The following is a 25,370-nucleotide window of genomic DNA, read 5'->3' on the forward strand; positions in this document are numbered from 1 at the left end:
TCGTCGGCGCCGGAGATTCCGTGAAAAGAAACCTGCAAATTACGAATAATGGAACCAGTAATCTGGATTGGAATATCCGGATGAATTTTCAATACGGCCAAACAAGAGCCGCCAAACCGCTACATCAATATCGTTCATCGACATTTTACAGTGGCGTGCGCGTCTCGTCAACGGCTCCGAGAGCTTTCCAAAAAGCAATTACACCAACATCAGGTCCGACCAAACTTGCTCTGGCGCGTGCAAATTCAGCCGCAGCCAATGGCAATGAGCGAATTCTTGTCATCCAGGAAACCGATGCGTGGGGAGTTAATATAGGCGATTTCATTATTAATAATCTTGGAATCACGCCAACGGTGATTAATTCGAGCCAAATAGCCGAAACTGATTTCTTTCAATACGATTTGATCGTAACGGCCGGCGATGAAGATAATACGTATTACACTGAACTTTCGAATAATGTTTCAAAATTTGAAGCTTACGTTATTGCCGGAGGTGTTGTTCAGTATCAATTGGCTACACAAGGTGATAATGTTACTATTGTCGGAGGTGTTCAAGTCATTCATAGCTACGCTGAAAATGTGAATCGGGTTTTAATACCTGAACATCCGATTGTTTCCGGACTGGATTCATTATTAAATGGCAACAGTGCCAACCATTGTTACTTAACAAACCTTCCGGGAAATGCCAAAGTAATAGTTGAAACGGCCGATAGCCGATTGCCTACACTTGTGGAATATTCTTTCGGCGCCGGCTCAGTCGTAGCGACTGGCATGACATGGGAATACTTGTATATCAATGGTTACAATTCAGGCCCGATGATGGGTCTGGCTTTAGAATATTCATTGACGCTCGGCGGTGCGTGGCTGCGTGCCAATCCGATCAGTGGATCGATTGCGGCCAGTGGCAATCAACAAACGACCATTACGATCGACGCATCGAGGCTTTATCCTGGCGATTATGAAGCGGCGGTTGAAATCGTCAACAATGATGTCGATCCGGAAGATACGGTTTTTGTCGTTCCCGTGACGCTCACCGTGCTTCCGCCGAATATGTCGGCATCGCCCGATACATTTGCCAATATTCAGTATGGCTTGGGCGATTCGACGACCGTGACGCTGACAGTTGGCAACATAGGCGGACAAGGTCGTCTGTTGTGGAGCGCGTCAGTAGTGAGTTCGTCCGGCATTCCAGTTAAATTTATCCCAGCGTCAGGTAATCTCGTTCAAAACGGAACCGAGCCGGTATTAATTCGCCTGATGCCAACGTTCGTAGCTGGTACATACGACATTACTATTAAAGTGAGTGGCAACGATCCGGCAAATCCGAATGAAGAGATTCTGATTCAAGCTACAGTTTTGCCGCCGGATGTCAATGTTACTAGCGAATCGATAGTTAAGAAAGTTGAAAAGAATAAAACCGGTTCGAGCACGTTGACGATCAGTAATACGAATGCCGGCAAGCTATTTTGGAATATGTCCATTCAAAGCGATGTACCGGAAGAACCAACGATCCAGGTAAATCGCAGTTTGAAAAAAGGGAACAATGGTAAACAATCCTTATTAAGTAAAGCATCGCACAAATCGTCATCGTTCTCACAGTTGTCATCCTCGCAAGCTTTCGATTTTATTCCGGGTACATTTGATTCACTCATGTTATCAGAAACGTATCTGACATGTATGACGGTCGATCCTGCAACCGGACTGATTTATGCGCAAGAAAATGGCGGCTATGCGTTTTTTCAGTACGATCCGTCGACCAATGAATGGACTCAGCTAGAAGATTGTCCTATTTACAGTGGCAACAACGGCGGTGCTGTCGTCTTGAATGGCAAAGTTTATACAACTTATACAAGTGGTAGTGGTGGCAGTAAAGCATTCCGTGAAAAAGCTTTTGATGCTTTTGGTGAAGGTCCTCCACCCGCTTCGGGCATAGGAATTTACGATATCGATTCCGATACATGGACGACGATGGACTCACCGACGTATTCAGGGCTGATCGAAACTTTCGGCGGTAAGATTTATCTGGCTGACACATATCTTTTTGTGAGCTATGATCCGATGACACTTCAATGGGATACTTTACCACATCCCGGAGAATTGGACCCATTATTTTATGACGAAAACACTTGGGGTGGATTGAGATATTATAATGGCTATTTGTATGACCTTGCTGGTAATGGCGATACATCCTTTGCCAAATTTGATCTTGCAACGGAAGAATGGACGCAGTTGCCTGCGCCGCCGCGCGGAACCGTACTTGGAACTGCGATCGATCCAGTCAATCACACGTTCTATGCGGTCGGCAATTATGAAGATGCAGGCGACTCAAGTCTTTTTGCATTTAATTTGAATACTGAACAATGGAGCGTTATCGGAGGCCTGCCTTTCAGCTATATCGATGATATGGGCATGGCGTACGTGCCGAGCGGTGATTATCGAGGATTGTATCTTATCGAAGGCGAAGCCGGTTATGGTTTCGTTCGTTATAATACAACTGCCGGTATGGGCTGGCTGACCGCCAGTGCATATTCAGGAACAATCAACGGTAATAGTTCGGGCAATGTAACGCTGAATTTTATGCCGGATACGCTGGATATTGGCGATTATACGGCGAATATTTTCATTACGAGCAACGATGCCGACGAGCCGTTGATTACAATTCCGGTGACCATGCAGGTTCGTGCCGACGTTTCAGGTCCTGTAACGGGCATCAGTTTCTTCCAGGATAAATATCTTTCGCAATATATCGATGTAATCGCAACCGGCAATGAACCTTTGAGCGGGTCACCCGTCATCAAAGTCACGAAACCTAATGCGTCGCAGGAAACCCTAACGACGGTTACGGTCGATGCCGCTAAACGAGTCTACTACGGCCACTTTAAATTCGATGCGTCTGGCAATTATTCTTTTACCGTAACATCGACGGATACGGCCAGCAATTCTAAAGACAGTGTCCGTACTCTGTCGGCAGTTCTGGCCAAGGTCGGCAGCAATGCTTCTCTGGCGAGCACAGACGGCGTGGCGATTATGAAAATTGCCGATAATACGATGAAATCGGATGCCTATCTGACCATTGCCGCTGAAGGCGCAGATCTTTATTCATCCGAAGGAATTTATTCCTTATCTGAGGCGTATACGTTTGGACCGCTGGGTATGGATTTGAATGCGTCAGCCACGATCACGTTTGATTATAGCAAATTGAGCGGCGTGGACGAAAATCATTTGACGATTTATCGCCGTACGGAAAACGGTCTTGAAATGATGAAAACCATTGTGAACAAAGTCAGCAAAACAGCTACGACTACGACCATGAAAATGGGCAAATACCAATTGTTCTACAATGGGGACGTTGTGTCGGAATTCGAAGGAGCATTACCGAAGGAATTTGCGTTATTCCAAAACTATCCAAATCCGTTTAACCCGACGACAACGATCCGATATGCTTTACCACGGGAAACGAAAGTGGTTGTCACGGTTTACAACATCCTTGGCCAGGAAGTAAAAACGCTGGTCAACGAAATTCAGGCCGGTGGCGTGAAGAGTGTGTTGTGGGACGGTAAGAATAATGCCGGACAGGCTGTAAGCTCAGGAATTTATTTGTACCGAATTCAAACCAAAGAATTCACCAGCACACGTAAGATGCTGTTCGTGAAGTAAATTCTGACGTAATAGAACAGAAATTAAAACCCTGTTGGATAATTCCAGCAGGGTTTTTTATTGTGTTCAAAAAAGTTTATATTGATAAATGTAATTTACATTTTTCCTTGTACAAATTTAGAAATCTATGAGCAAAAAAAAGCGTCGGTTAACTCCAGAAGAATTACAAGAAAGCATTAATATTTTTGAAGGCCTTAAAAAGCTTGCAAAAATTCATCCGAAATTTAAACCCGTACTTGCCGAAGTGCAGGCTTCGTTTGACGCAATGAAAAAATCGCAAGCCAAAGAAAAGCAAGCAAAGATTGCGGCTGATGAAGCCCATAAGCAAACGGAAGCTGCCGCAAAAGTTTATTATGATTTATTGTATAAATCCAAGCTTCAAGCCAAGGCTTAATTTGTAACAGCATTGTAGTCCGCACTTAGCGATTGGATAACCACAGTTTACGAAATTCAAGCTGCTCCTTAGATGGATTTTCCATCGACTCGAGTTTATGCGTTACGATGATCTCTTTCTTACCGGCTTTGGCTGTGAGCACTTTTTCCTGATCGCCGCGTTTAATGAAAATCGAAAACGTACTGTCGATTTGAATACTGTTGACTAACTGGATGACGTTTTGTACTAATGGCACTGCTTCCTGATCTTGATATTTGACCTTAAGCATAACATCGCCATCATGAACTCCCAGTTCCCGATTGATGGCATGCGTCGTGTCGACTTGAATAAAAACAACCTGATTGTCGCCATTAACGGTCAGCGCATACTTTCCGGTATCGGCTTTGTATTGTCCTGTACGGATTTCTGCATTGTAGTTGAAGCCGCCTTTTGCCAAATATTCTTTAAGCGGCAAGGGTTCAGCTTTTTTTACATAACGTTCAAAAAAATCGGTGATTTCAGGATACGTCATAGCAACAAATTCGTCAAAGAAATTTTTTTCCGAGAAAGTCTTTTTCGGTCCGTATTTTTTCGACAATTGCTTGATAATTTCTCGCAGCCCTGTTTTGCCTTTGGACAGTTCAAGCAGTTTCATGTCGAGAATCATAGCCGTCAAAGCGCCTTTATAATAGATATTCTGATATTGGCTGTTTAGTTCTCCGAAAGATCCGAGGCTCAATTCCTGAAGGCTGACGTCCTTGCGAAATCCGTCACTGATTTTGAGTTTTTGAGTAATCACTCCAAGGAACTGTTGTTCATTGATCAATCCACCACACACGCGCATCATCATTTGTGCCCATTCGGTAGCGCCTTCATACAGCCAGAGATGCTGCGATGGTACGGGGGTCTCAAAATTGTATGGTTCAATCACTTCGCTGTGAATATTGAGCGGCGTGACAATGTGGAAAAATTCATGCGCAGCAAAAGCGGTCATCAGCGGTGCTACTTGGGATATCGGGTTTTCCTGCATATAAAAATAGCTGGAATAATTATGTTCCAATGCGCCGACAACCGGTCCGGTGTTTTTTCGGAAATGGAATAAAAAGACAAACCGATTGACTGGAAGTCCGTTCAGGAATTTGTCGGCCGATTCGATGATCCCCTTGATATAGGTTAAAACACTATCGGCTTGAATAATATCATGCTCGGAATAGCAATATACATCGATGCGCGCGCCCCGGATTTTGAGGCTGGCCTCTGTGAGTTTGCCGAGCAAAACCGGAGAATCGACTAAATGATCAAATGAATCGGCGTAGTAGACACCTTTTTTTTCCGGTAACGCCGTAGCGATTTTCCATTCTTTGGGATAACGGAAAGTTATCTGCATCGGATTGATTTGGTAGCCCTTAAAATATCCGACTACCATTTGTGAGTTAATCACGGCATTGTCGCGTTCGATATTGGTTCCGCCCATCGGACCGATCAGATGTTCCTGAATAGCCGTGTCATACGTGTCTTCAACACGATATGAAACTTTGGCCAGTTGTTTGGAATTACGAATAAGGTATTGGTTGGTCGATGCACGGGATACCGGCAGTTCACTACCGGAGGCCGTGTAAGCTTTGAAGCTTCCGACAAATCTTCCTGCATCGGCGACCGCATACATACCGGGTGACGTGGCGATGAACTGATACACGATCGAATCGGATGTGACGCCGTTGACAGTCATCGTGACATTAAAAGAATCGGATTCGATCTTCGTAACGTCAATTTCATACTTCAATTCCAATTTGGAATTGCCTGCATTGGCCGTTACTGCCAAACACAACATTAAAAGTGCGAAAAGTGGTTTCATAGTTTTTGCCTTGTTACGGATGAAAAAAATTATTGATTGGTCAACCACCATTTTCTGAATTGTTCTTGTTCCTTAGTCAGAGTAACCATTGGAATAATTTTATGCGTCTCGATGATTTCACGCCGTCCGACGTTCGCTTCGAGTTTCACTTCTTTATTGTCTCGTTTAACGATCCAGGCAAAAGGATCACCGATATGCATCGATGACATTAAGGTCGAGAATCGCGCGTCGAGGATACTAACTTCAGTGCCGTTGTACGCGATTCTTAACATGACATCGCCGTCCTTCAGACCGGACTGCATGTTGACGCTATCGGTTGGATCAACGTTGCGTACGACGATCTGATTATTATAAGCGCCGAAATCAAATTTACCGCGTGAAGTTACAAAAACACCCGATTTCTGCGACGGGATGTATTCGTACCCTGCTTTGGCCAAATATTCTTTTACGGGCAAAGGTTTCGAACCTTTAATGTATTGATCGATATAATCGCGAATTTCCGGGTAAGTCATTTCAACAAAAATATCAAAAAATTGGCTTTCGGGAAAAGCCTTTTTAGGTCCGTATTTTTTGGCGAGCGTATTGACTATATCGCGTAATCCTTTTTTTCCTTTGGACAATTCCAGTAACCGCATATCAAGAAACATTGCCGTGAGTGCGCCTTTGTCGTAAATATTCTGATATTGATCGACATACTTTTCAAAACTTCCAAGACTGAGTTCAACGAGACTTAAATCAGGATCGTACTGATCGTTATTTTGAAGTTTCAGTGAAATTTGATTCATGAGCTCCGTGTCGGACATTTGTCCGCTACGCACTTGCATAAAGTCGCTCGCCCATTCCGTCGTGCCTTCGTACAGCCATAAATGTTGGGAAGCGACGGGCTTGATGTAATTGAATTCTTCAATGATTTCACTATGGATATTGAGCGGTGTTACGATATGGAAAAACTCGTGAGCCGCAATGCTCACGACGCCCGGGGCTGTTTTTTGCGGGTCGCCTTCGGGAATTACGTACAAAGAAGCATAGCTGTGTTCCCATGCTCCAAAAACAGGACCAGGATTAGCCCGAAAATGGAAAAGGAAAGTATAACGCTTGACGGGCAAGCCTTTGAGGAATTGATCGGCGGCCATGATCATTTTCTTCATCTCAGGAACCAGATCGTCCGCTTTGATTTTATCATTTTCCGAGTAGCTGTAGATGTCGACTTTTGTGCCTCCAACTTTCATCTCGGCATGGGTTAGTTTACCGAGCAGCGTCGGTGAATCGACTAAACGATCAAACGTATCGGCTACGTATTCGTTTTTGTTCATATCCAGCGCGCTGCCGACAGTCCAGTCTTTTGGATATTCGAAACTGATGCGGATAGGATTAGACTGATGTCCGTGAAAGTACCCACACACCATTTGCCCATTGACGACGGCATTGTCTTTCTCAAGATTAGAACCGGCCATAACGTAAATAGGAAATTCCTTAATCATGGTATCATAAGTGTCTTCGACCTGGTACGTGAGCTTAGCTAATGAACGGGCATTATAAATCGCATATTGATTCGTTCCGCGTCGTTCGACTTTCAGCGGTTTGTTGGCCGCATCGAATGCACGAAAACTACCCACGAAACGGCCAACATCCATAATTTGGTAAGTGCCGGGCGCCGTAGAAGCAAATTGAAAAACCGTCGTGTCGCTTTTAAAACCACTGACGTCGAGCGTCACATAAAACGAGTCGGTCTCGGTCCTCGTCATGTTGATGTGGTAGTGAATTGATAATCCGTTGTTGCCGGCGAATGCGGACATGGTCAATAGCCACGTGGCCATAAGTCCAATCAAACGAGCCATAGCATCTTTCCTTTTTAAGTGGTTAAAAATGGTGCGAATCAGCGACAGATCATTAACTATAAATGCGAAAATATTGTTTCACTTCTGATGGGGTGAATTCGGGTCAATTTTCTTGAGAATGGTAAATTAGGGAAACTTTTCGAAAGCAATACGTAAAACTGGCGAAAACGTTGCGGAAAATTTTCAAGAATTCCATGATTCGTTTGACTTTTGGAATGAGGATGCGTATACTTAATCCGTTTTTCCAGCAATGCACATCTTTACGATCAGCTATCCCACGATAGAAGATTCAAATCTAAAATCCTGACTACTGATCAGGAGTTTATCCCGAGTTGAACCGGATTTTTTCCGTTAGATTTTAACATAAACATGAGGTACGTATGCGAGGTTCATTTTCGAATCGGATTGGCTTTATTGCTGCGGCAGCAGGGTCGGCGATCGGGCTAGGAAACATTTGGAAATTTCCATACGAAGCCGGTTCCAACGGTGGGGCGGCTTTCTTAGTGATCTACGTCATCTGTGCGTTCGTTTTATGTTTCCCGATCATGGTTAGTGAAATTGCCATTGGCCGCCGCACTCAGCTTAATCCCTATGGCGCGTTTGTGATGTTATCAGGGAGTAAAAGTTGGGGCTTCGTCGGTGTGATGGGTGTTCTGTGCGGATTCATGATATTGTCGTTTTATAATGTGGTTGCCGGCTGGGCATTTGGATATTTTTTGCACATGATCGGAGGCGATTTTGATGTGGCCAAAGATTTTATCGGCTATACCACTGATTTTTGGGATAATTTGTTTTTTTCGATGACATTCATGTTTGTAACGGCGTTGATTGTTGCGGGCGGTGTTCAGAAAGGCATTGAGAAATGGTCAAAGATCATGATGCCAGCGCTCGTTCTGATATTACTTTTTTTGATTGGTTATGCTTTTACGCTTGATAACGCGATGAAAGGTGTAGAGTTTTATTTGGTACCCAATTTCAGTTTGGTTACCGGCAAGACCGTCTACACGGCATTGTCACAGGCTTTCTTTTCATTATCGCTTGGGATGGGAGCGTTGATCACATACGGTTCTTACATGAACAAATCGGAAAATGTCGTCAGTTCAGCAGCAATCGTGACTTTGTCGGATACGACGGTTGCTTTTTTAGCCGGATTAATGATCTTTCCGTTTGTTTACTTTCAAGGACTACAACCATCGGCAGGCCCCGGCCTCGTGTTTGTCACTTTACCGGGAGTCTTTGAACACATGGGTGCTTTTTGGGGACGTTTCGTCGGAGCCTCATTTTTCTTGTTGCTTTGTTTTGCCGCATTGACATCAACGATTTCACTGCTGGAAGTTCCGGTAGCTTACATGGTCGATGAAAAAAAATGGCCGCGCAAACGTGCAGTTTGGATACTGGCAACTATAATTTTTATTATCGGCCTTCCGAGCATGTTCTCAACCGGTGCGGTTAAATGGTGTACAGAATTCATTAGTTATGGCGGATCGACGCATGATTTTCTTTCCGTTGTATCCGATATTTTCAACGATACGTTTTTACCGCTGGGAGGTTTTTTGATTTCAACGTTTGCAGCGTATAAATGGAAGACAGAAAACTTGTCAGAGGAATTAGCCCAAGGTAATCCGAATTATAAAGGTTCGATAGTAGAAAAATTTCTGAATATGATGGTTATGTTCGTTTGTCCTTTGATCATCGGTATAGTGTTTGTTATTACGATTCTACAAAAATTTATTGGAATTCAAATTTTTTAATTACTCATATAAGGTAAAACGAAATGACGGAATTTTTAGATCTTTTACTGGCGGTTACGACGTTGATTGCCGATCACATCTGGTGGCCGGTAGTCATTATCATGCTGGGTGCGACCGGCGTGTATATGAGCTTTCAAACTAAATTCATTCAGTTTCGTCGTCTTGGATTAGCGATTAAATTCATGGTACGCGGGCGTTCTAAAGAAGAATCAGCGGGTCGTGAAGGTGATATAACACCGTTTCAGGCTTTAATGACGGCTTTAGCGGCAACGGTAGGTAACGGTAATATTGCCGGCGTAGCGACGGCTATCGCGAGTGGCGGTCCGGGAGCTCCTTTTTGGATGTGGATGACGGCTCTTTTCGGTATGGCTACCAAATATGCTGAAGCACTTTTAGGTTTAAAATATCGACAAAAGATGGTTGACGGTACGTTTAGTGGCGGTGCGATGTACTATTTACGAGACGGACTTAAAAATAAGTCGCTAGGCAAAGGACTTGCGTTGTGGTTTGCTATTGCCGTGATATTGATGGCAACTTTCGGCAGCGGGAATATGGCCCAATCCAACTCAATTGCTTTGTCGTTGAATAGCGACTTTAACCTGAATTTTTTTGTAACCGGGATTGTGCTCGCATTACTGTGCGGTGTTGTATTGATTGGTGGTGTGACTAGAATTGCCGAAGTGTCGGATAAATTGGTTCCGCTAATGATCGTCCTATACATTGTAGCTTCGCTATACGTTATTATTATAAATTTCGCTCAAATTCCGGATGTATTTATCGTTGTTTTGCAATCGGCATTTGCACCGGAGGCCATGGCCGGCGGTATTATAGGCCATACGGTTAAAGACGCCATGCGTTACGGTATCTCACGAGGCACTTTATCCAATGAATCAGGGATTGGTTCATGTTCAATTCCTGCTGCGGCTGCCAAAGGCAATGAATCGGCAGCTCAAGGATTAGTTGCCATGATGGGAACCTTTATCGATACGATCATTGTTTGCAGCATGACGGCTTTCGTGATTTTATCATCCGATTTACATCCAAATCCGGTTGGATTGACCAGCACACAATTGACCAAATCAGCTTTTGCCGTCGGCCTCGGTTCGGACTGGGGCGGTTACATGGTCAGTATTTGCAGCTTTCTTTTTGGATTCACAACGCTTATTGGGTGGTCGTATTACGGTGAGCAAGGCGCACGGTACTTGTTCGGGCAAAAAAGCGTGAAAACCTATCGATTAGTTTTTTGTCTTTTTGTTTTTTTTGGAGCGGTGTTGCAAGGCAAGTATTTAAATATCGTATGGAATCTTGGTGATATTGGTAACGCACTGATGGCCATTCCGAATCTGATCGGTTTAGTATTTCTGGGAAGTCTCGTTAAAAAAGAAACCGACGCTTATCTTGAAAAATGGGATCGTGGTGCTCTGAAAAATCCGTTTGGCGATTAGTATCTGTCATTTTCATAAAAAGCTGTTCAAAATGATTCTCAATACTTTTTTGAACAGCTTTTTTATTTGTTTTAAAAATAAAATGCTTGAGAGACGGTGAGAGTATTTTTATATTCCTACAATAGCAAAGCAGGAGGATGAGTGAAACCGGGTTATCTCATTGCCGAAGGTTTTAGCGGCTTACGTCGTACCACGCTGTCGAGTGTTGTGTCGATAACAATTATTTGCATTGCCTTAAGTTTGTTGGGTTTTTTTCTAATTGTAACTTTCAACATTTCAAATCTTATCAGTGATATTCGAAGCAGGGTTGAGTTGGAAGCGTTTTTGGATAAATCTCTGGATTCGGAAAATTCTCAGGAAATCGGAAAAATCATTCGGGATTTAGATGGTGTGGATTCGGTTTATTTTATTTCGAAGGCCGAAGCGGCACGCATTCTGAAATCAGTGATGGGGGAAGACGACCTTTTTGATTTAGTAGAAACGAATCCGCTTCCGGCATCATTTAAAATTCGGTTGGAAGAGTCTTTTCGCACGTTGCAGGGCGTCGAAGAGGTGGCGCAAGCAATAGAAAATATCCGTGGGGTCGAAGAAGTCAATTATCAAAAAGAACTTTTGCGTGCATTGGATGAACGGATCGATGTTTACAACAATATCAACCTGGCCGTCGGAGCTTTGGCCGCCATCGCTGCAATTTTTCTTGTATCGAACACCATCAAACTCAGCATTTATTCTAAACGCGATTTAATCAAAAGCATGAAGCTCGTCGGGGCCACCAATACTTTTATTGCCAGCCCTTTTCTGCTGGAAGGCATCTTGCAAGGATTAATCGGAAGCGGGCTGGCCTGTAGTGTGGCCTACGGAATGGTTTATGGTGCCAAAAAATTCCTTCTACCCGGTGTTACGATGGACCCATTAATTTATGGTATTTTAGTCGGCATAGGTGTTTTACTCGGATTAACCGGCAGCTTTATTTCCATTCGGTTTTTTCTTAAAGAAAAGATCAGTGATATGTAGCCTGTGCGGTTTTTTCCTTGAAATTCGGTAGGCATGTGGGTATATTGCGTCACTTTATACTTCATTTTCTTCCAATATGATCACCCAATATTTGTCAAAAAAACCGGTGATTCCCGCTAGTGTTTTTATTGCTGAGGGCGCTAAAATTGTTGGCGACGTAGAATTGGGAGAAGAATGCAGTGTGTGGTTTAATGCTGTAATCCGTGGTGACGTGAATTTCATTCGTATCGGCCGCCGCACTAATATTCAGGATGGCGCAATCATTCACGTTACGTTAAATAAATATCCAACGATCATTGCCGATGAAGTTACAATAGGTCACGGAGCAATTTTGCATGGATGTACGATCCACGAACATGTGCTCATCGGAATGGGGGCTAAAGTACTGGATCGCGCGATTGTAAATAAACATTGTATTATTGCCGCAGGCGCATTGATCCTTGAAGGGTATGAAGTTCCGGAAGGTACGATGATGGCGGGCGTGCCGGCTAAGCCTGTTCGAAAAGTGACCCATGAAGAAATAGATCAGATCAAACAATCGATTAGAAATTACATTCAATACGCCGCGGATTATCGCGCGCTGAATGCGCATCCTGTTCGCGTCGGCTAAATTGAAAACACCATGTCTAAAAAAATCCTCATTATAGACGATGATGACGATCATTTAGCTGTAACGTCCAATTTACTGCGTCACATTGGTAAATTTGCTGTCGTCGCATCGACTGACAGCACCGCGGCTATGGAAATCATTCGGCGCGAAAAGCCCGATCTGATTTTGCTTGACATTATGATGCCCAAAGTTGATGGCTTATCGATTTGTAAACAAGTCAAAGAGTCGCCGGACTTAAATTATATCAAAGTGATAGTTTATTCGGCGAAAATTTTTGAAGTGGACCGGAAAAATGCTATGAAAGTTGGCGCGGACGCTTATATTTCAAAAGTGATCGAATCCGGGAAACTGATAGATACGATAAACAAGATATTGGGCTGATTTTTTTTGCGTGGAAATATGCACAAAATTCTGGTGATCGATGACGACGAAAGTACGTTGGCGATTGCGTCGAAAAGTTTACGCGCTTTAGGCAAGTTTGAAGTTGTCATCTGCAATGATAGTACCCAAGCGCTGGACGTTATCCGGCGTGAAAGACCCGACCTGATACTTTTGGACATTATGATGCCCAAAGTTGACGGATTTACCATCTGCAAAACGGTCAAAGAATCCGACGATCTCCATTCCATCAAAATCATCGTTCATTCGGCGAAGATTTTTGACGTGGATCGTAAAAAAGCTTTGAAATTAGGCGCTGATGCCTATATTTCCAAAGTGATCGAATCGGACAAATTGATCGAAACCATTCATCAAGTGCTGGAGCATTCCAAACAATGAAGTACAAATTCTGGGGCGTTCGCGGCTCGATTCCGACTCCGGGACCAGAGACAGTGCGGTACGGCGGCAATACTTCGTGCGGTGAACTGACGATCGATGATAGTAATATGATCATTTTTGATGCCGGGTCAGGCATTCGTCCGCTTGGCAACGATCTGATGAAACGTGGTAAAAAACCGATCGAAGCCATTATCCTGCTTAGTCATACTCACTGGGACCATATTCAAGGCTTTCCGTTTTTTGTGCCGGCTTTTATACCGGGCAATAAATTTGTCATCTGTGGTTGTGAAGAAGCGGATGTCAAACTGGATCAAATCATCACCGATCAGATGAAGAGCGCGTATTTTCCGGTCGAACTCAGTGATATGCCGGCCGCTATTGGGTTCAAAAGACTCTATGAAGGTCGTTTTAAAATCGCTGGCGCCCGCGTTGATACCTTATATTTAAATCATCCGGGGTTTGCATTAGGCTACAGAGTGGAACATGAAGGTAAATCTGTCGTTTATGTAAGTGACAATGAACCCTATCCCATTCAGGAAGGCGATCATCCTGATTTTGCCGACATGAAATATAAAGGTAATAACAATTATCGGATAATTGAATTTTCAAAAAATACCGACCTGTTGGTACACGATTGTCAATATACTCCGGAAGAATATAAAACCAAGATTGGATGGGGACATTCCCCATACGATTATGTTGCTGAAATCGCATGGAAAGCCAAAGTGAAACGGCTGGCCATTTATCATCATGATCCGGGGCATAATGACGCGTTTGTCGATACGATGGTTGAGGAAGTCAGGAAATTGCTGAAAGAAAAAGGTGCCGATGTAGAGTGTTTTGGCGCATATGAAGGACTGGAAGTCGATATTTAATGATTTTGAATGTATTGAAAAGCTGTATTACGTAATTCACTTTAATAAAAAACGTTAGGAGCATCGTATGGTCATCAACGAGATTGATGGGATTGTTGCAAATTTGCACAAACGCATCATTGGTAAAGACAAAGCCATTGCCTTGCAGGATTTGAAAAAAAGAGATATACCGGGATTCATTAAGAATTATTTTGACCGTGAGGCTGAAAAATGGATTCGTGAGGAATCCTCCATGTTCCTTTCTTCCGGACGATTCAATTACGATCTTCCCGAAGTAAGGAAAAAATTTGAAGAATTATATGAAGTCTTAAAAAATACCGCCATTTTTAATCAGGCAAAACTTCACCGCGTTCTCGAACAAGCCGTTAAATTGCAATCCAACTTTTTGGTTCAACCTGAACGTACCATGGTGCAATTCATTTTCCGTGATGATGACGTTATTACGCCTGCTGAAGTCATGGATTCGATGAAATATTTCTTAGAATATGAATATTACTACAAGGCTTTGGAACATTATTTTCAAAGCAATCAGATGGATACTATTTCAAGAACCAAATTCAAAAATTTTATCCAACAATTAGATGAAAAAGCCCTGTCCCAAAACACAACGCCGGCTGCTGTGAACTTGGCGACGGTGATAGTGGGATTTTTAAATTTAGGACGGGAACAGCAATCCGACAGTCTCGACGCTGATATATTAGTCAATGCTTATCAGGACCGCAACCTTCCTGACTATGTTAACGCGATTAAGAATGCTATCGCAAAAAACATGAATGCTATCAGCGTGGCCAAACTCGAAGGTATGTTTAAATCATTCCTCGAAAGCGGTGATGTCGAAGCTAAGCCGATCAAAGAACAGGCCGTTAAAACGGATTACACTGAAAAGACCGAAGTTATTTCTACCAAAAATCTTTCCAACATTGTTTCGCAGATCGAAGATATTAAGGAAGAAGCTGTTGAAGAGGCATCAATGGATTCTTTCCTAACGGAAGAAGAAGAAGAAGATATTGTTCTTCCGCCGCCCCCTCCGGAAGTGAAACCGAAAGAAGAGCCGAAACCCGCTCAAACCGCAGCTGGATCGGCTGCAGATCAATTGGCGGCGATTATGGCCAAACAAATGGGACAGGCCGACGTGCTCGAAGATTTATACAAAGTCATTGAAGACAAAGACAAAAAAATATATATCAAAAAACTTTTCAAGAAAAAAGATAAAGAGTTTTTTGATTTATTGAATCAGCTCAATCAGGTTAATAACTGGAAAGATGCAAACGTTCTGATCGAAGACACATTTTACAATCATGAAATTAATCCTTATCAGAAAGAAGCTATTGCATTTACTGATGCCGTTTATACGCGGTATTTTCCTACTAAAAACTGATTTAATACCATACAAAAATAAAAAAACCCAACTGTTTTCAGTTGGGTTTTTTATTTTCAGCGATTTTCATTGGTTCATGAGAGGGAATTAATCAGATCGACTAGTTTTCCAAGACCGCCCATGCCTGTTTTAGCAAATGTAGCATCAGCGCCTGCTGCTTCCGCCTGAGCTTTATATTCTTCCAGTGAGCCTGTATGGAATATAATTCTGGGGCGATTGGGGTTGATGGCTTTGGTTTCAGAGCACACTTCGATGCCATTTTTACCCGGCATGTTGGTATCGAGCACAATTACATCAGGATCAAACGATTTGATTTTGTCCATCGCCTGGATTCCATCTTCTGCAAAGTCCAATTCAAAGCCCGCTTTGCCGAGAAAAATTTTCAACAAGCTGCGAACGGTATTTTCATCATCGACGACCAAGACTTTTTTTGGCACGGTAGGCTCCTTCAGAATTACGAGTGCATTCGAATAAAATGTTTCCCGGCCGTTTGCCGGACAACGCCCATCAATTCTAAATTTAATAAATGAGTCAGCGCTTCCGCAACAGATATATTACTCTGTTTGGCAATGGCGTCGACGTGGATCGGCTCATTTAAGATGTGACCAATGATAGTTTCTTCGGTTTGGGAAAGATTGAGAATCAGCTTCTGAGAAGGTTGTTTGAGTGCAACCAATTTGCTCTCTAATTCTGTCAGAATATCGTCGACAGTTTCAACGAGTTTTGCACCTTGTTTGATTAACTGGTTAGGTCCGCGAGCTTGCAGCGTTGTAATGTTACCTGGGACAGCAAAAACTTCGCGATTTTGTTCCATGGCATATTCGGTCGTAATTAATGCTCCGCTCTTTTCTCCGGCTTCAATGATAAGAGTTCCTAATGAAAGTCCGCTAATGATACGATTGCGGCCGGGAAAGTTAACGGCATCGGGCGCCGTTTTCATTGGATAATCGGATATTAAAGCACCATGTTGCATTAGATCCATAGCCAATTTAAAATTTTCTGCCGGGTAAATCCGATCGACGCCTGAACCTAAGACGGCTATGGTCCGGCCGCCATGTTGCAACGCGCTGTGGTGAGCAATGGTATCAATACCGCGGGCCAATCCGCTGACAATAGTAATACCGCGTACTGCCAGTTCACGCGCTAACGTTTCCGTCATTATTTTTCCGTACGATGTAGGTTGACGGGTTCCGACGATCGCAATAGCATAACGGTCGATTTCGGCGAGGTCGCCTCTTGTAAAAAGAAATGCGGGCGGTTCGTGGATATTTTTCAAATTAACAGGATAGTCATTGTCCCAAAACGATAATACTTGAACCTTATAGTGTTCGATCAACTTAAGCTGTTCTTCTACAAACTTGTTATCCCGTAAAGCCGGGTTAAGTATCTTTTCGGCTGTTTTTTGGTCAAAGCCGTCCGTGGCCGTTAGTTGATGTAGCTTTGCTGCAAAAACTTCTTCGGGAGTGCCAAATTTCTGCACCAATGTGCGCAATTTGCTGTGGCCAATTCCCGGTATGGACGACAATAATAAGAGGTGATAAAGCGTATCCGATGTCATAGATGTGTTAAATTTGAACGGGCTTATAATACAAAAAACTCATTCGATATGCAAGGTAACAATAGTGTTGATTTTCGAAGAACTATTGAACTTGATTTTGTGATGATGCACTTTTATATTAGCGGCGTTTAAAAAAACGGAGTTTGAAAGTGTCTTCAGTAAAAAAACCGGCGAAAAAATCTAAAACGTCAAAAAAATCGGTTAAACCGGTTAAGAAATCTGTTTCGAAAAAAAAACCTAAAAGCACCGGAAAAAAAAATAAACCGGTTAAATCGGCTGTAGCAAAAATTTCCGGAAAAAAGAAGAAAACGTTATCATCGGGCTTTGATGATCGCGATCGGATTACGGGGGATGATGAATCGGATGACGTTGATACATTGACAGCCGCCGAAATTGATGAAGAATTAGCGGCGTACGAGCGTCAAAAGATGAAAGCGACGCCGAAAGCTTCCAAGCCGAGAGTCGAAGAAACGCCGACATTGAAATTGGCGAAACAAATCAGTCAGTTTCTATTTGAGAAAAAAGCGGAGGACGTTGTTCTGGCCAATCTCGACGGTTTGACCAGTGTAACCGACTATTTTGTTATTTGTACGTGCACCTCAGATTTACATTCACGTGCTGTTGCCGATCATGTAGTGGATGAATTGGCAAAAACAGGCATCTATCCGCACCATAAAGAAGGTTACAACTCGATGAAATGGATTCTGATCGATTTCGTCGATGTCATTGTTCATGTTTTTCAAAAAGAAGCACGTGAATATTACGATTTGGAACGTTTGTGGGGCGATGCAAAATTTATGCGGATGCGCGACGAAGCGTTGGTGAAGAATTGATGTTTTAAAAATATTGTGAAGTTTTTTTAATTTGTTCTGTAAGTAAGAGGGCAATTAGCTCAGCTGGTTCAGAGCGTTCGCTTCACACGCGAGAGGTCACTGGTTCGAATCCAGTATTGCCCACACTATCTCCCACCATATTCAACATTCTGTTATAATTTCAGACTCAAAATGATTTGCAATTGAGACTATTTTAAGGTAAATTAAAAAACACTTACCTGAGGACAGTATCTTTACCTAATCTGTTATCTTACCTTGCGAACACATAGGGGGCATAGAAGTAGTGTTTTCAATAATGAATCTTTTATTGTCTGATTTGTTTTGTCAGCGAGCAACAAAGTTTCTCGTTCAAGCATAAGTCAATAAATTGCATTTTAAATCAATGGGGGCTCTATGGGGAAATCAAAATCTTCCGGGAAGCGAGGAAGATATCAGCGCCCAAGCCGTGATGGGGTGAGCTTGGCAGATAGCCAGCTCTCTAAGGCCCAAGATAAAACACCCGTAAAAGACATCCACAACAGCAGATTTAAAACAAATCTGCAAAGCCCTCCTATTGAATTCTCCTCCGACGCTGTTTATAGCGAAACAATGGACAGGATTATTACAAGTTGGAATCCGGCGGCTGCAGCAATGTTCGGATATTCCTCAGAAGAAATAATCGGGCAATCAGGCACTATACTTATGTCTGAAGGCTATGACGATTTTGAGTTCATTATCAAACAAGTGAAAATGAATTCAAGCGTTCAGTTCGAAACCACGAGGCTGACAAAAGATTGCCGGGTTATAAATGTTGCGTTGACCGTTTCTCCCATCCGGGATGGTCGCAACCGGATGAATGGGATTTCTATTGTAGCAAAAAATATTACGGAACATAGGAAAGCTGAAGCCGCTTTAAGACGTAGCGAAGAAAGATTCCGGATACTCATGCAGACGCTTCCAGTTGGTGTGGTTGTGACAGATGCTTCATTAATCATACAAGTGTGCAACAAGCAAGCATCCGAAATATTTGGTCATTCAGAAAGCCAACTCAGAGGTAAAAAAATATTTGACCAGGAATGGAATGCCCAAAAGGATGATGATTCTAAATTTCCGAACAACAATCTTGGTTTCGAAGAACCCTTAACTGATATTCTTATCAGTATTGACCATCATTCGGATAATAATCGTATCTGGCTTTTAGTGAATACCTTTCCCGAAATGGATGATCGAGGCAATATTCTAGAGATTGTTTTTACTTTCCAGGATGTCTCAACGTTTAAAAAGGCCCAATATGAAGCTGAGCGATCGGTTTCGCTTTTGCAGGCTACTTTCGAGTCGACGGGTGACGGCATTGTAGTTGTCGATAAGGATGGGAAAATAATACAATTTAATAAAAAGTTTATAGAATTGTGGCGAATCCCAGAAGGAGTATTATTCGCAGCTGAGCCCGAAAAAGCGCGCCGATTTATTCTCGACCAGCTTGTTGATCCGGAGGCGTTTATAAACAAAAATCGACAATACTTATTTCAAATACCTGAATCAGAAACCGTAGATACGTTAGTTTTTCGCGATGGACGTGTTTATGAGCGTGTATCCAAACCTCAAGTTATTGGGGGCGAAGTAGTAGGACGAGTATTGAGTTTTCGTGATATAACGGGTCGCAAAAAAGCAGAAATAGCTATTCAAACTCAAACTAACCGTCAGCATCTGCTCTATGAAGTTGTGAAAGCTGCGCATACGAGTCTTAGCCTTGAAGCAACTTCGAAAACTGTTGCGCAGCATTTTTTGGAGCACAAACGCTGGAAGCGGGTTTCAGTCTGTATCTACGAGCCGGAAATCCAACAATGGAAATTGCTCGCTGAAGTAGGTCCGCCGATCATAAATCCGAAGCCGTCTTATTCTATCAATGAAGGAGTCATCGGGCGGGCGATTCGAACCGGAACCACACAAAATATAAAAGACGTCAGTATGGATCCCGATTACTTTGAAGGCGATCCGGCCGTTTTAAGTGAATTGGCCGTTCCTATCGGTGGAACTAATCCAATAGGTGCGCTGAATATTGACAGCGAATGTATTGCTGATTTTGACGAAGCGGACGTAACGCTGGCCGAGTCTATCGCTGAATCTTTGGTTCTGGCTTTTTCCAATGCGCATCACTATGAAGAAGCTCAAATAGAAATCGAAGAGAGAAAACGAGTGGAGGAAGCGCTTCGGCAAAGTATGGAGCGATTTGAAATGGTTGCCCGAGCTTCTAATGATGCCCTCTGGGATGTTGACCTCGTTCATAACATACGATGGTGGAGCCAATCGTTTTATGATCTGGTTGGCAAAAGGCCGGAAGAAGGTCCGGATGACAGCGATCAATGGGAGCAACGGATTCATCCCGATGATATCGAACGGATACGCGGCAACTATCAACGAGCAATTGATCAAGGCGCTCATCAATTGCGGCACGAATATCGAATACTGGGAAGGGACAATAGTTATCGGTTTGTTCTGAGTCGATCCTATATATTACGCTCGTCCGTAGGGAAACCGGTGCGGGTCGTGGGCTCAATGGTTGATTTGACGGAGCGAAAAAACCTTGAAGATCAACTCATTCAATCTCAAAAAAGAGAAAGTCTCGGCCGGGTCGCTGCGGGTATTGCGCATGATATGAATAATATGCTCGGTGTCATATTGCCAACGGCTGAAATGTTGCGCAATCAAAATTTACCAGAAGAAAATCGTCAGGAAATGATAGAGATGATTGTTGCGACTTCCAGCAAGGCAGGAGAAATCGTTAAACAGCTCATGCAATATGCAAGGAAATCGCCGGTAACCGTCATGGCTCTGGATTTTAATTCGCTTATCCTCAGCACCAAAAAAATGTTAGACCGATTATTAGGTATACAGATGGAAATTGTGACAGAACTGCAACCCAGTCTGCCATTTTTGGAAGGCGATGCTACTCAACTTCAGCAAGTACTCGTCAACCTTTGTCTGAATGCGAGAGATGCCATGCATGATCATGGGAAAATCCGAATTATAACGCAAACCGTTGACGTGGGCGATGTGCTTGCTTCCGCTAATGAAGTTCGGAGCGGCGTATTCATAAGACTTACGATTGTCGATAAAGGAGAGGGAATTCCAAAAGAATTTTTTCCAACGATTTTTGATGCATTTTTTACGACTAAAGAAACGGGACGCGGGACGGGTTTAGGTCTGGCGATTGTTCGTTCGATTGTCCAAAACCACAAAGGCTTTATTCAAGTTGAATCTGAAATTGGTGAGGGAACGTCCATGCACATTTATTTTCCTATTTCCAAAAAACAACCTCCCAATGAGCTTTTTGCGTCTCCAAAAATTTCACGGACATCAGGACATGTTCTCGTTGTCGACGATGAATACTATATGAGAAAGATGGCGCAGATGACCTTGACTCATTTTGGATATCAAGTCTCAATAGTATCCAATGGCGCTGAGGCTATCAAAGTTTATAAACAATCTAAAGACATCGACTGTGTGTTGATTGATGTTCATTTGCCCGGTATGGACGGCATTGAGACTTTGCAGGTTATCCGAGAAGTTAATCCCGATGTAAAATTTCTTTTTACATCGGGTCATTTATTGTCCAGACAAGTTGAAGCATTAAAAAGTTTAGGCATCGAAGAAATTCTTTATAAACCATATTCGGCGGAACAATTATTTACTTCCATTAAAAAAAAGCTTGATTCATGAAAACCATTTTGATTATTGATGATGATGCGCCGACGCGTTGGGTTTTGAGAAATATTCTTGAAACGGAGGGCTATCAAGTATTTGAGGCCGCCAATGGTGATGCAGGCTTTCAAGAATTACTGAGTCGTGATTTTAGTCTCGTCATACTTGACCTGATGATGCCGGAAATCAGCGGCGTTCAGACGTTGCAAAAAATTCGCGAGATTGATATTCATATGCCTGTTATTATTGTGACCGGATATGCAGAAGTCCAATCGGCTATTGATACAACCCGCTTGGGTGCTTATGACTACTTAGTAAAACCGCTTGAGAAGGATAGCATCCTTCTCAGTATACAACGCGCGCTTGAAAAACGCCAGTTGATGAGGGAAGTTTTGCATTGGAGGAGCGCAGTTCGAACTGAAATTGCGCCAATATTGTCTCCGGTCAGTCCGGCCATGAAAAAAGTAATGTCCAAAGTGCAAGCAGTTGCCAATACCGATTATACGATTTTAATAACAGGAGAAACCGGTACGGGTAAAGACATTATTGCCAACGCGATCCATTCTATGAGCAAACGATCGGATAAAATTTTCTTACCGGTTGATTGCGGAGCTATTCCGGAAAATCTTGCCGAGAGTGAACTTTTTGGTCACGAAAAAGGTGCTTTTACCGGAGCGGATAATCGCAAGGAAGGTCTTTTTGAATTAGCGCACGAGGGAACTCTTTTCTTGGACGAATTGGGAAATTTACCTTATCAGTTACAGGCAAAACTTCTTCGGGTTATTGAAACAAGAAAAATTTTTAGGATTGGCGCCAAACAACATAAAAATGTCGATGTACGACTGATTGTTGCAACCAATCTCGATATGCAAAAAGCTGTTGAAAACGGCCAAATTCGACAAGATTTATATTATAGACTCAATGAATTTCAGATTAAACTGCCACCCTTGAGAGAGAGGCGTGAAGATATTGTGCCGCTTGTCGACTATTATTTGCAAATGGCCAATCGCGAAACGGGCAAAACAGTAAGTTTTTCTAAAGAAGCTATTGAACGTGTAAAATCCTATTACTGGCCAGGCAATATTCGCGAGCTTAAAAACGTAGTACGGGCGGCTGTTTTACATTCAGAAAACGATATTCTTCCTGAGCATCTTGTCATTGATGACGATGAAAAGGCATCGTGCCTTGACGGCATTGACCCGGGAATACTTTTGAACCAGATTCTTAAGCATAACGGATCACTGAAAATGTGCATGCGCGAAATTGAAAAAATAATTATTGCCGAAGCTGTTAAGCAAGTTAATGGCGACAATAAAGCTGCTGCTGAACTTCTGGGTATCCATTATACTAATTTGATCAATAAGATATGATTCACATTTATTCAGACCTACAGGTCTTTTTCTTTTAGGCTTATTTTACTAAAAATTCCGCTTTCCATCCCTTCGCAATAGAAAAAAATCAGTCAAAATAGAAAATTTTCTATTTTTGAAATTTCATTCTGCATTCCGGTTCTCACCTTATTCCTTCCTTTAACAATAACTTAAATAAAAAAATGCGCCTGTTTCGAATTGCGGCATTGATGTTGCACTTCACATGTCATCTCTTCCAGTCAAAATCAATTTATCGAAATAGTTTGTAGTTATGCAGAGAGTTCTACCTTCATCAGCTCCCAACAATCCCAATATTGCTTTGATTAATCGATATGAAGCTGTGATTCATGCGAGTGGTCAGATTGTTTTTGATTGGGATCCCCGGACGAATACGATAGTCTATGAAGGCAATGTCACGTCAATTTTAGGTTATGAAAAGGATGAACTCAATGGCGACTTAAATACCTGGCTTGAATTTATTCATCCGGATGATATTGTGAAATTTTGCCGCGTGATTGAGAAAGTATTGATCAAGAAAGATCCATTTAGTCTGGAATACAGGATAAGAAAAAAAGACCGATCCTATATAACAGCTCGGCAGGAAGGATACTTCTTTCTCGATGAGAATCAGACCATCGTCAGGTTAGTCGGGCTTATTCAGGATATAACGAGCTTAAAGGTAGCCGAAGAAAGCATCAGGGAAACTGAAAGTAATTTCAAAGCCTTTTTTGATAACATGTCGGCCGGGATTTATCAGATAACGCTTGACGGAAGTTTTATCATAGTCAATCCGGCTCTGGTAAGGATTTTAGGATACCAGGATGAACAGGATCTTATGGCCCATAATCTTTTCAGAGACATCTTTATCAATCATGATGAAGGATTGCAAATTCATCATAATGCACTGGCGCATCAAAAGAATATACTGTACGAAGCATTGTGGAAAACAAAAGACGGGCAACCGCTCAAGTGTGAAATTTCATTGCGCGCAGTGCATCACACCTCCACTCAATTTCTTTATTTTGAAGCTACGGCTTCTGACGTGACCGAAAAGAGGCGATTGGAAAGTAAAATCCGTCATGCAGAAAAAATGGAACTGATTGGGCAAATGAGTGGGGGTATTGTTCATGACTTTAACAACATGCTCAGCATTATTAAAGCAAGTCTATCGATTCTTAAGATCGACATTAATGATCAAACAAAATTATTAAAATCCATCAATCGAATTTCGGATGCCGCCGACCGCGCCGCATCATTGTGTGAAAAAATTTTGTCATTCAGCCGTCGTCAAGAACTCAAACTGGAGTTGCTGACGTTTAATAAACTTATTGAATCGATCCAACCTTTACTTGAAACAACTCTACCGCCTTCCATCACGGTGACATCGGAACTGACCTCAGCGCCTCATTTTGCGCATGTTGACAAAGCTCAAATGGAACAAGTGGTTATTAATCTTTGCTACAATGCGCGGGATGCAATGCCTACGGGAGGTCACCTTTGGCTGTCCACATCCAACGTTTATGTACCATCCAGTCCTGTAGTTAAAGGGTGCAAAGTTCAACAAGGCCATTGCAATTTGTGTTATGTGAAGAACGGCGATATTCAAAATCATTTGAATGATGTGCCCTGTTTTGTTCCTGACGGGCACTATGCATGCCTTCAAGTTAAAGACAGTGGCGTTGGCATGTCCGAGGAGACGATGCGAAAAGTTTATGAACCATTTTTTACGACAAAGGGGGCTGGTAAAGGAACCGGGTTGGGTCTTTCAATGGCTTATTCTCTCATAAAAGAACACCAAGGCTACATCGACATTCAAAGCTTTGTAGATCAAGGTACAACGATCCGCATCTATTTACCGGCGGTTATCCATCATTAAAAATTTTATGCAGAAAGGAATTTAATCATGACTTCGCACACCGTTAAATCTTCGAGCGTTGAAAAAATAAAAAAGACAACCTCTGCGCTCGATAAGATTGATCTGAAAAATGTTTTGATTGTCGATGATTCAAAAACCATGCGGGCACTTTTGGTGAATACTCTATCCGGCTATAAGGATTTTAATTTGCTGGAAGCGTGCGACGGATCGGAAGCATTGGAGATTGTAAAGCATGAAGACATCAAAATGTTATTTGTGGACTACAATATGCCCAATATGAACGGAATAGAGTTCATAAAAAATTTGCGCCGAATACCGTCTTACAAATCGACACCGGTCATAATGTTGACTACCGAATCTTCAGAATCGAAAATCAAAGACGGATATGTATCGGGGGCAACCGTGTACGTCACCAAGCCTTATGAGCCGTCCGCCTTGGTCAAAATTGTCGATGCGATGAGATATTGGCACATTAAATAG

Annotated in this window: 19 protein-coding genes and 1 tRNA gene; 16 read left to right on the forward strand and 4 right to left on the reverse strand. The window is 42.6% G+C overall.

Annotation, left to right across the window (positions count from 1 at the left end):
* The first annotated feature begins 20 nt into the window (after positions 1-20).
* Both K1X84_02105 and K1X84_02110 read left to right on the forward strand, forming a co-directional pair.
* Positions 21-3,656 (forward strand): T9SS type A sorting domain-containing protein, encoded by a 3,636-nt coding sequence (locus K1X84_02105; GenBank protein ID MBX7150405.1) that lies wholly within the window; start codon positions 21-23, stop codon positions 3,654-3,656.
* A gap of 127 nt (positions 3,657-3,783) precedes the next feature.
* Positions 3,784-4,050: a hypothetical protein gene (locus K1X84_02110; protein MBX7150406.1), complete on the forward strand. Its 267-nt coding sequence runs from the start codon at positions 3,784-3,786 to the stop codon at positions 4,048-4,050.
* Positions 4,051-4,075: 25 nt separating this feature from the next.
* On the opposite strand, the gene K1X84_02115 is transcribed toward K1X84_02110, so the two are convergent.
* A complete protein-coding gene (locus K1X84_02115; GenBank protein MBX7150407.1) occupies positions 4,076-5,884 on the reverse strand; it encodes a peptidase in 1,809 nt (602 codons plus the stop codon).
* A 29-nt stretch (positions 5,885-5,913) separates the two neighbouring features.
* Positions 5,914-7,722 (reverse strand): peptidase, encoded by a 1,809-nt coding sequence (locus K1X84_02120; GenBank protein MBX7150408.1) that lies wholly within the window; start codon positions 7,720-7,722, stop codon positions 5,914-5,916.
* A gap of 380 nt (positions 7,723-8,102) precedes the next feature.
* Between K1X84_02120 and K1X84_02125 the strand changes: the two genes are divergently transcribed.
* The 8 genes from K1X84_02125 to K1X84_02160 all read left to right on the forward strand — a co-directional run bounded on the left by K1X84_02125 (position 8,103) and on the right by K1X84_02160 (position 15,572).
* Positions 8,103-9,473: a sodium-dependent transporter gene (locus K1X84_02125; GenBank protein ID MBX7150409.1), complete on the forward strand. Its 1,371-nt coding sequence runs from the start codon at positions 8,103-8,105 to the stop codon at positions 9,471-9,473.
* A gap of 23 nt (positions 9,474-9,496) precedes the next feature.
* Positions 9,497-10,918 (forward strand): sodium:alanine symporter family protein, encoded by a 1,422-nt coding sequence (locus tag K1X84_02130; protein MBX7150410.1) that lies wholly within the window; start codon positions 9,497-9,499, stop codon positions 10,916-10,918.
* Positions 10,919-11,059: 141 nt separating this feature from the next.
* The gene (locus K1X84_02135) at positions 11,060-11,932 is read left to right on the forward strand and encodes an ABC transporter permease (GenBank protein MBX7150411.1); all 873 of its coding nucleotides are present in this window, start codon (positions 11,060-11,062) and stop codon (positions 11,930-11,932) included.
* A gap of 76 nt (positions 11,933-12,008) precedes the next feature.
* Positions 12,009-12,542, forward strand: a complete 534-nt coding sequence (locus K1X84_02140) for a gamma carbonic anhydrase family protein (GenBank protein MBX7150412.1) — start codon at positions 12,009-12,011, stop codon at positions 12,540-12,542.
* Between the two features lie 12 nt (positions 12,543-12,554).
* The gene (locus tag K1X84_02145) at positions 12,555-12,923 is read left to right on the forward strand and encodes a response regulator (protein ID MBX7150413.1); all 369 of its coding nucleotides are present in this window, start codon (positions 12,555-12,557) and stop codon (positions 12,921-12,923) included.
* 18 nt (positions 12,924-12,941) lie between these two features.
* Positions 12,942-13,319 (forward strand): response regulator, encoded by a 378-nt coding sequence (locus K1X84_02150; protein MBX7150414.1) that lies wholly within the window; start codon positions 12,942-12,944, stop codon positions 13,317-13,319.
* On the forward strand, positions 13,316-14,194 hold the full coding sequence (locus K1X84_02155) for an MBL fold metallo-hydrolase (protein MBX7150415.1): 879 nt from the start codon (positions 13,316-13,318) through the stop codon (positions 14,192-14,194). The genes K1X84_02150 and K1X84_02155 overlap by 4 nt, the downstream gene beginning before the upstream one ends.
* A 67-nt stretch (positions 14,195-14,261) precedes the next feature.
* The gene (locus K1X84_02160) at positions 14,262-15,572 is read left to right on the forward strand and encodes a hypothetical protein (GenBank protein MBX7150416.1); all 1,311 of its coding nucleotides are present in this window, start codon (positions 14,262-14,264) and stop codon (positions 15,570-15,572) included.
* A 74-nt stretch (positions 15,573-15,646) separates the two neighbouring features.
* Here the strand turns inward: K1X84_02160 and K1X84_02165 are convergent, their stop codons facing one another.
* Both K1X84_02165 and dprA read right to left on the reverse strand, forming a co-directional pair.
* On the reverse strand, positions 15,647-16,009 hold the full coding sequence (locus tag K1X84_02165; protein ID MBX7150417.1) for a response regulator: 363 nt from the start codon (positions 16,007-16,009) through the stop codon (positions 15,647-15,649).
* Between the two features lie 17 nt (positions 16,010-16,026).
* Positions 16,027-17,130: a DNA-processing protein DprA gene (gene dprA / locus K1X84_02170; protein MBX7150418.1), complete on the reverse strand. Its 1,104-nt coding sequence runs from the start codon at positions 17,128-17,130 to the stop codon at positions 16,027-16,029.
* Positions 17,131-17,558: 428 nt separating this feature from the next.
* Between dprA and rsfS the strand changes: the two genes are divergently transcribed.
* The 6 genes from rsfS to K1X84_02200 all read left to right on the forward strand — a co-directional run bounded on the left by rsfS (position 17,559) and on the right by K1X84_02200 (position 25,370).
* Complete coding sequence (gene rsfS, locus K1X84_02175; protein MBX7150419.1) at positions 17,559-17,963, forward strand: ribosome silencing factor; 405 nt, start codon at positions 17,559-17,561, stop codon at positions 17,961-17,963.
* Positions 17,964-18,011: 48 nt separating this feature from the next.
* A tRNA-Val gene (locus K1X84_02180) sits at positions 18,012-18,086 on the forward strand.
* 465 nt (positions 18,087-18,551) lie between these two features.
* Positions 18,552-21,662 (forward strand): PAS domain S-box protein, encoded by a 3,111-nt coding sequence (locus K1X84_02185; GenBank protein ID MBX7150420.1) that lies wholly within the window; start codon positions 18,552-18,554, stop codon positions 21,660-21,662.
* Entirely contained in the window at positions 21,659-23,014 is a 1,356-nt protein-coding gene (locus K1X84_02190) for a sigma-54 dependent transcriptional regulator (GenBank protein ID MBX7150421.1), read from the forward strand. The genes K1X84_02185 and K1X84_02190 overlap by 4 nt, the downstream gene beginning before the upstream one ends.
* A 271-nt stretch (positions 23,015-23,285) precedes the next feature.
* Positions 23,286-24,890 (forward strand): PAS domain S-box protein, encoded by a 1,605-nt coding sequence (locus K1X84_02195; GenBank protein ID MBX7150422.1) that lies wholly within the window; start codon positions 23,286-23,288, stop codon positions 24,888-24,890.
* Positions 24,891-24,917: 27 nt separating this feature from the next.
* On the forward strand, positions 24,918-25,370 hold the full coding sequence (locus K1X84_02200; protein MBX7150423.1) for a response regulator: 453 nt from the start codon (positions 24,918-24,920) through the stop codon (positions 25,368-25,370).

The organism is bacterium (assembly GCA_019695335.1).
In the GTDB taxonomy this organism is placed as follows: Bacteria; CLD3; CLD3; order SB21; family SB21; genus JABWBZ01.

What these genes read in the sequence shown, in the direction of transcription:
- K1X84_02110 (MBX7150406.1), top strand. Translation starts at nt 3,784, where the DNA reads ATGAGCAAAAAAAAGCGTCGGTTAACTCCAGAAGAATTACAAGAAAGC.
- K1X84_02115 (MBX7150407.1), bottom strand. Translation starts at nt 5,884, where the DNA reads ATGAAACCACTTTTCGCACTTTTAATGTTGTGTTTGGCAGTAACGGCC.
- K1X84_02120 (MBX7150408.1), bottom strand. Translation starts at nt 7,722, where the DNA reads ATGGCTCGTTTGATTGGACTTATGGCCACGTGGCTATTGACCATGTCC.
- K1X84_02125 (MBX7150409.1), top strand. Translation starts at nt 8,103, where the DNA reads ATGCGAGGTTCATTTTCGAATCGGATTGGCTTTATTGCTGCGGCAGCA.
- K1X84_02130 (MBX7150410.1), top strand. Translation starts at nt 9,497, where the DNA reads ATGACGGAATTTTTAGATCTTTTACTGGCGGTTACGACGTTGATTGCC.
- K1X84_02140 (MBX7150412.1), top strand. Translation starts at nt 12,009, where the DNA reads ATGATCACCCAATATTTGTCAAAAAAACCGGTGATTCCCGCTAGTGTT.
- K1X84_02145 (MBX7150413.1), top strand. Translation starts at nt 12,555, where the DNA reads ATGTCTAAAAAAATCCTCATTATAGACGATGATGACGATCATTTAGCT.
- K1X84_02150 (MBX7150414.1), top strand. Translation starts at nt 12,942, where the DNA reads ATGCACAAAATTCTGGTGATCGATGACGACGAAAGTACGTTGGCGATT.
- K1X84_02155 (MBX7150415.1), top strand. Translation starts at nt 13,316, where the DNA reads ATGAAGTACAAATTCTGGGGCGTTCGCGGCTCGATTCCGACTCCGGGA.
- K1X84_02160 (MBX7150416.1), top strand. Translation starts at nt 14,262, where the DNA reads ATGGTCATCAACGAGATTGATGGGATTGTTGCAAATTTGCACAAACGC.
- dprA (MBX7150418.1), bottom strand. Translation starts at nt 17,130, where the DNA reads ATGACATCGGATACGCTTTATCACCTCTTATTATTGTCGTCCATACCG.
- rsfS (MBX7150419.1), top strand. Translation starts at nt 17,559, where the DNA reads ATGAAAGCGACGCCGAAAGCTTCCAAGCCGAGAGTCGAAGAAACGCCG.
- K1X84_02185 (MBX7150420.1), top strand. Translation starts at nt 18,552, where the DNA reads ATGGACAGGATTATTACAAGTTGGAATCCGGCGGCTGCAGCAATGTTC.
- K1X84_02190 (MBX7150421.1), top strand. Translation starts at nt 21,659, where the DNA reads ATGAAAACCATTTTGATTATTGATGATGATGCGCCGACGCGTTGGGTT.
- K1X84_02195 (MBX7150422.1), top strand. Translation starts at nt 23,286, where the DNA reads ATGCAGAGAGTTCTACCTTCATCAGCTCCCAACAATCCCAATATTGCT.
- K1X84_02200 (MBX7150423.1), top strand. Translation starts at nt 24,918, where the DNA reads ATGACTTCGCACACCGTTAAATCTTCGAGCGTTGAAAAAATAAAAAAG.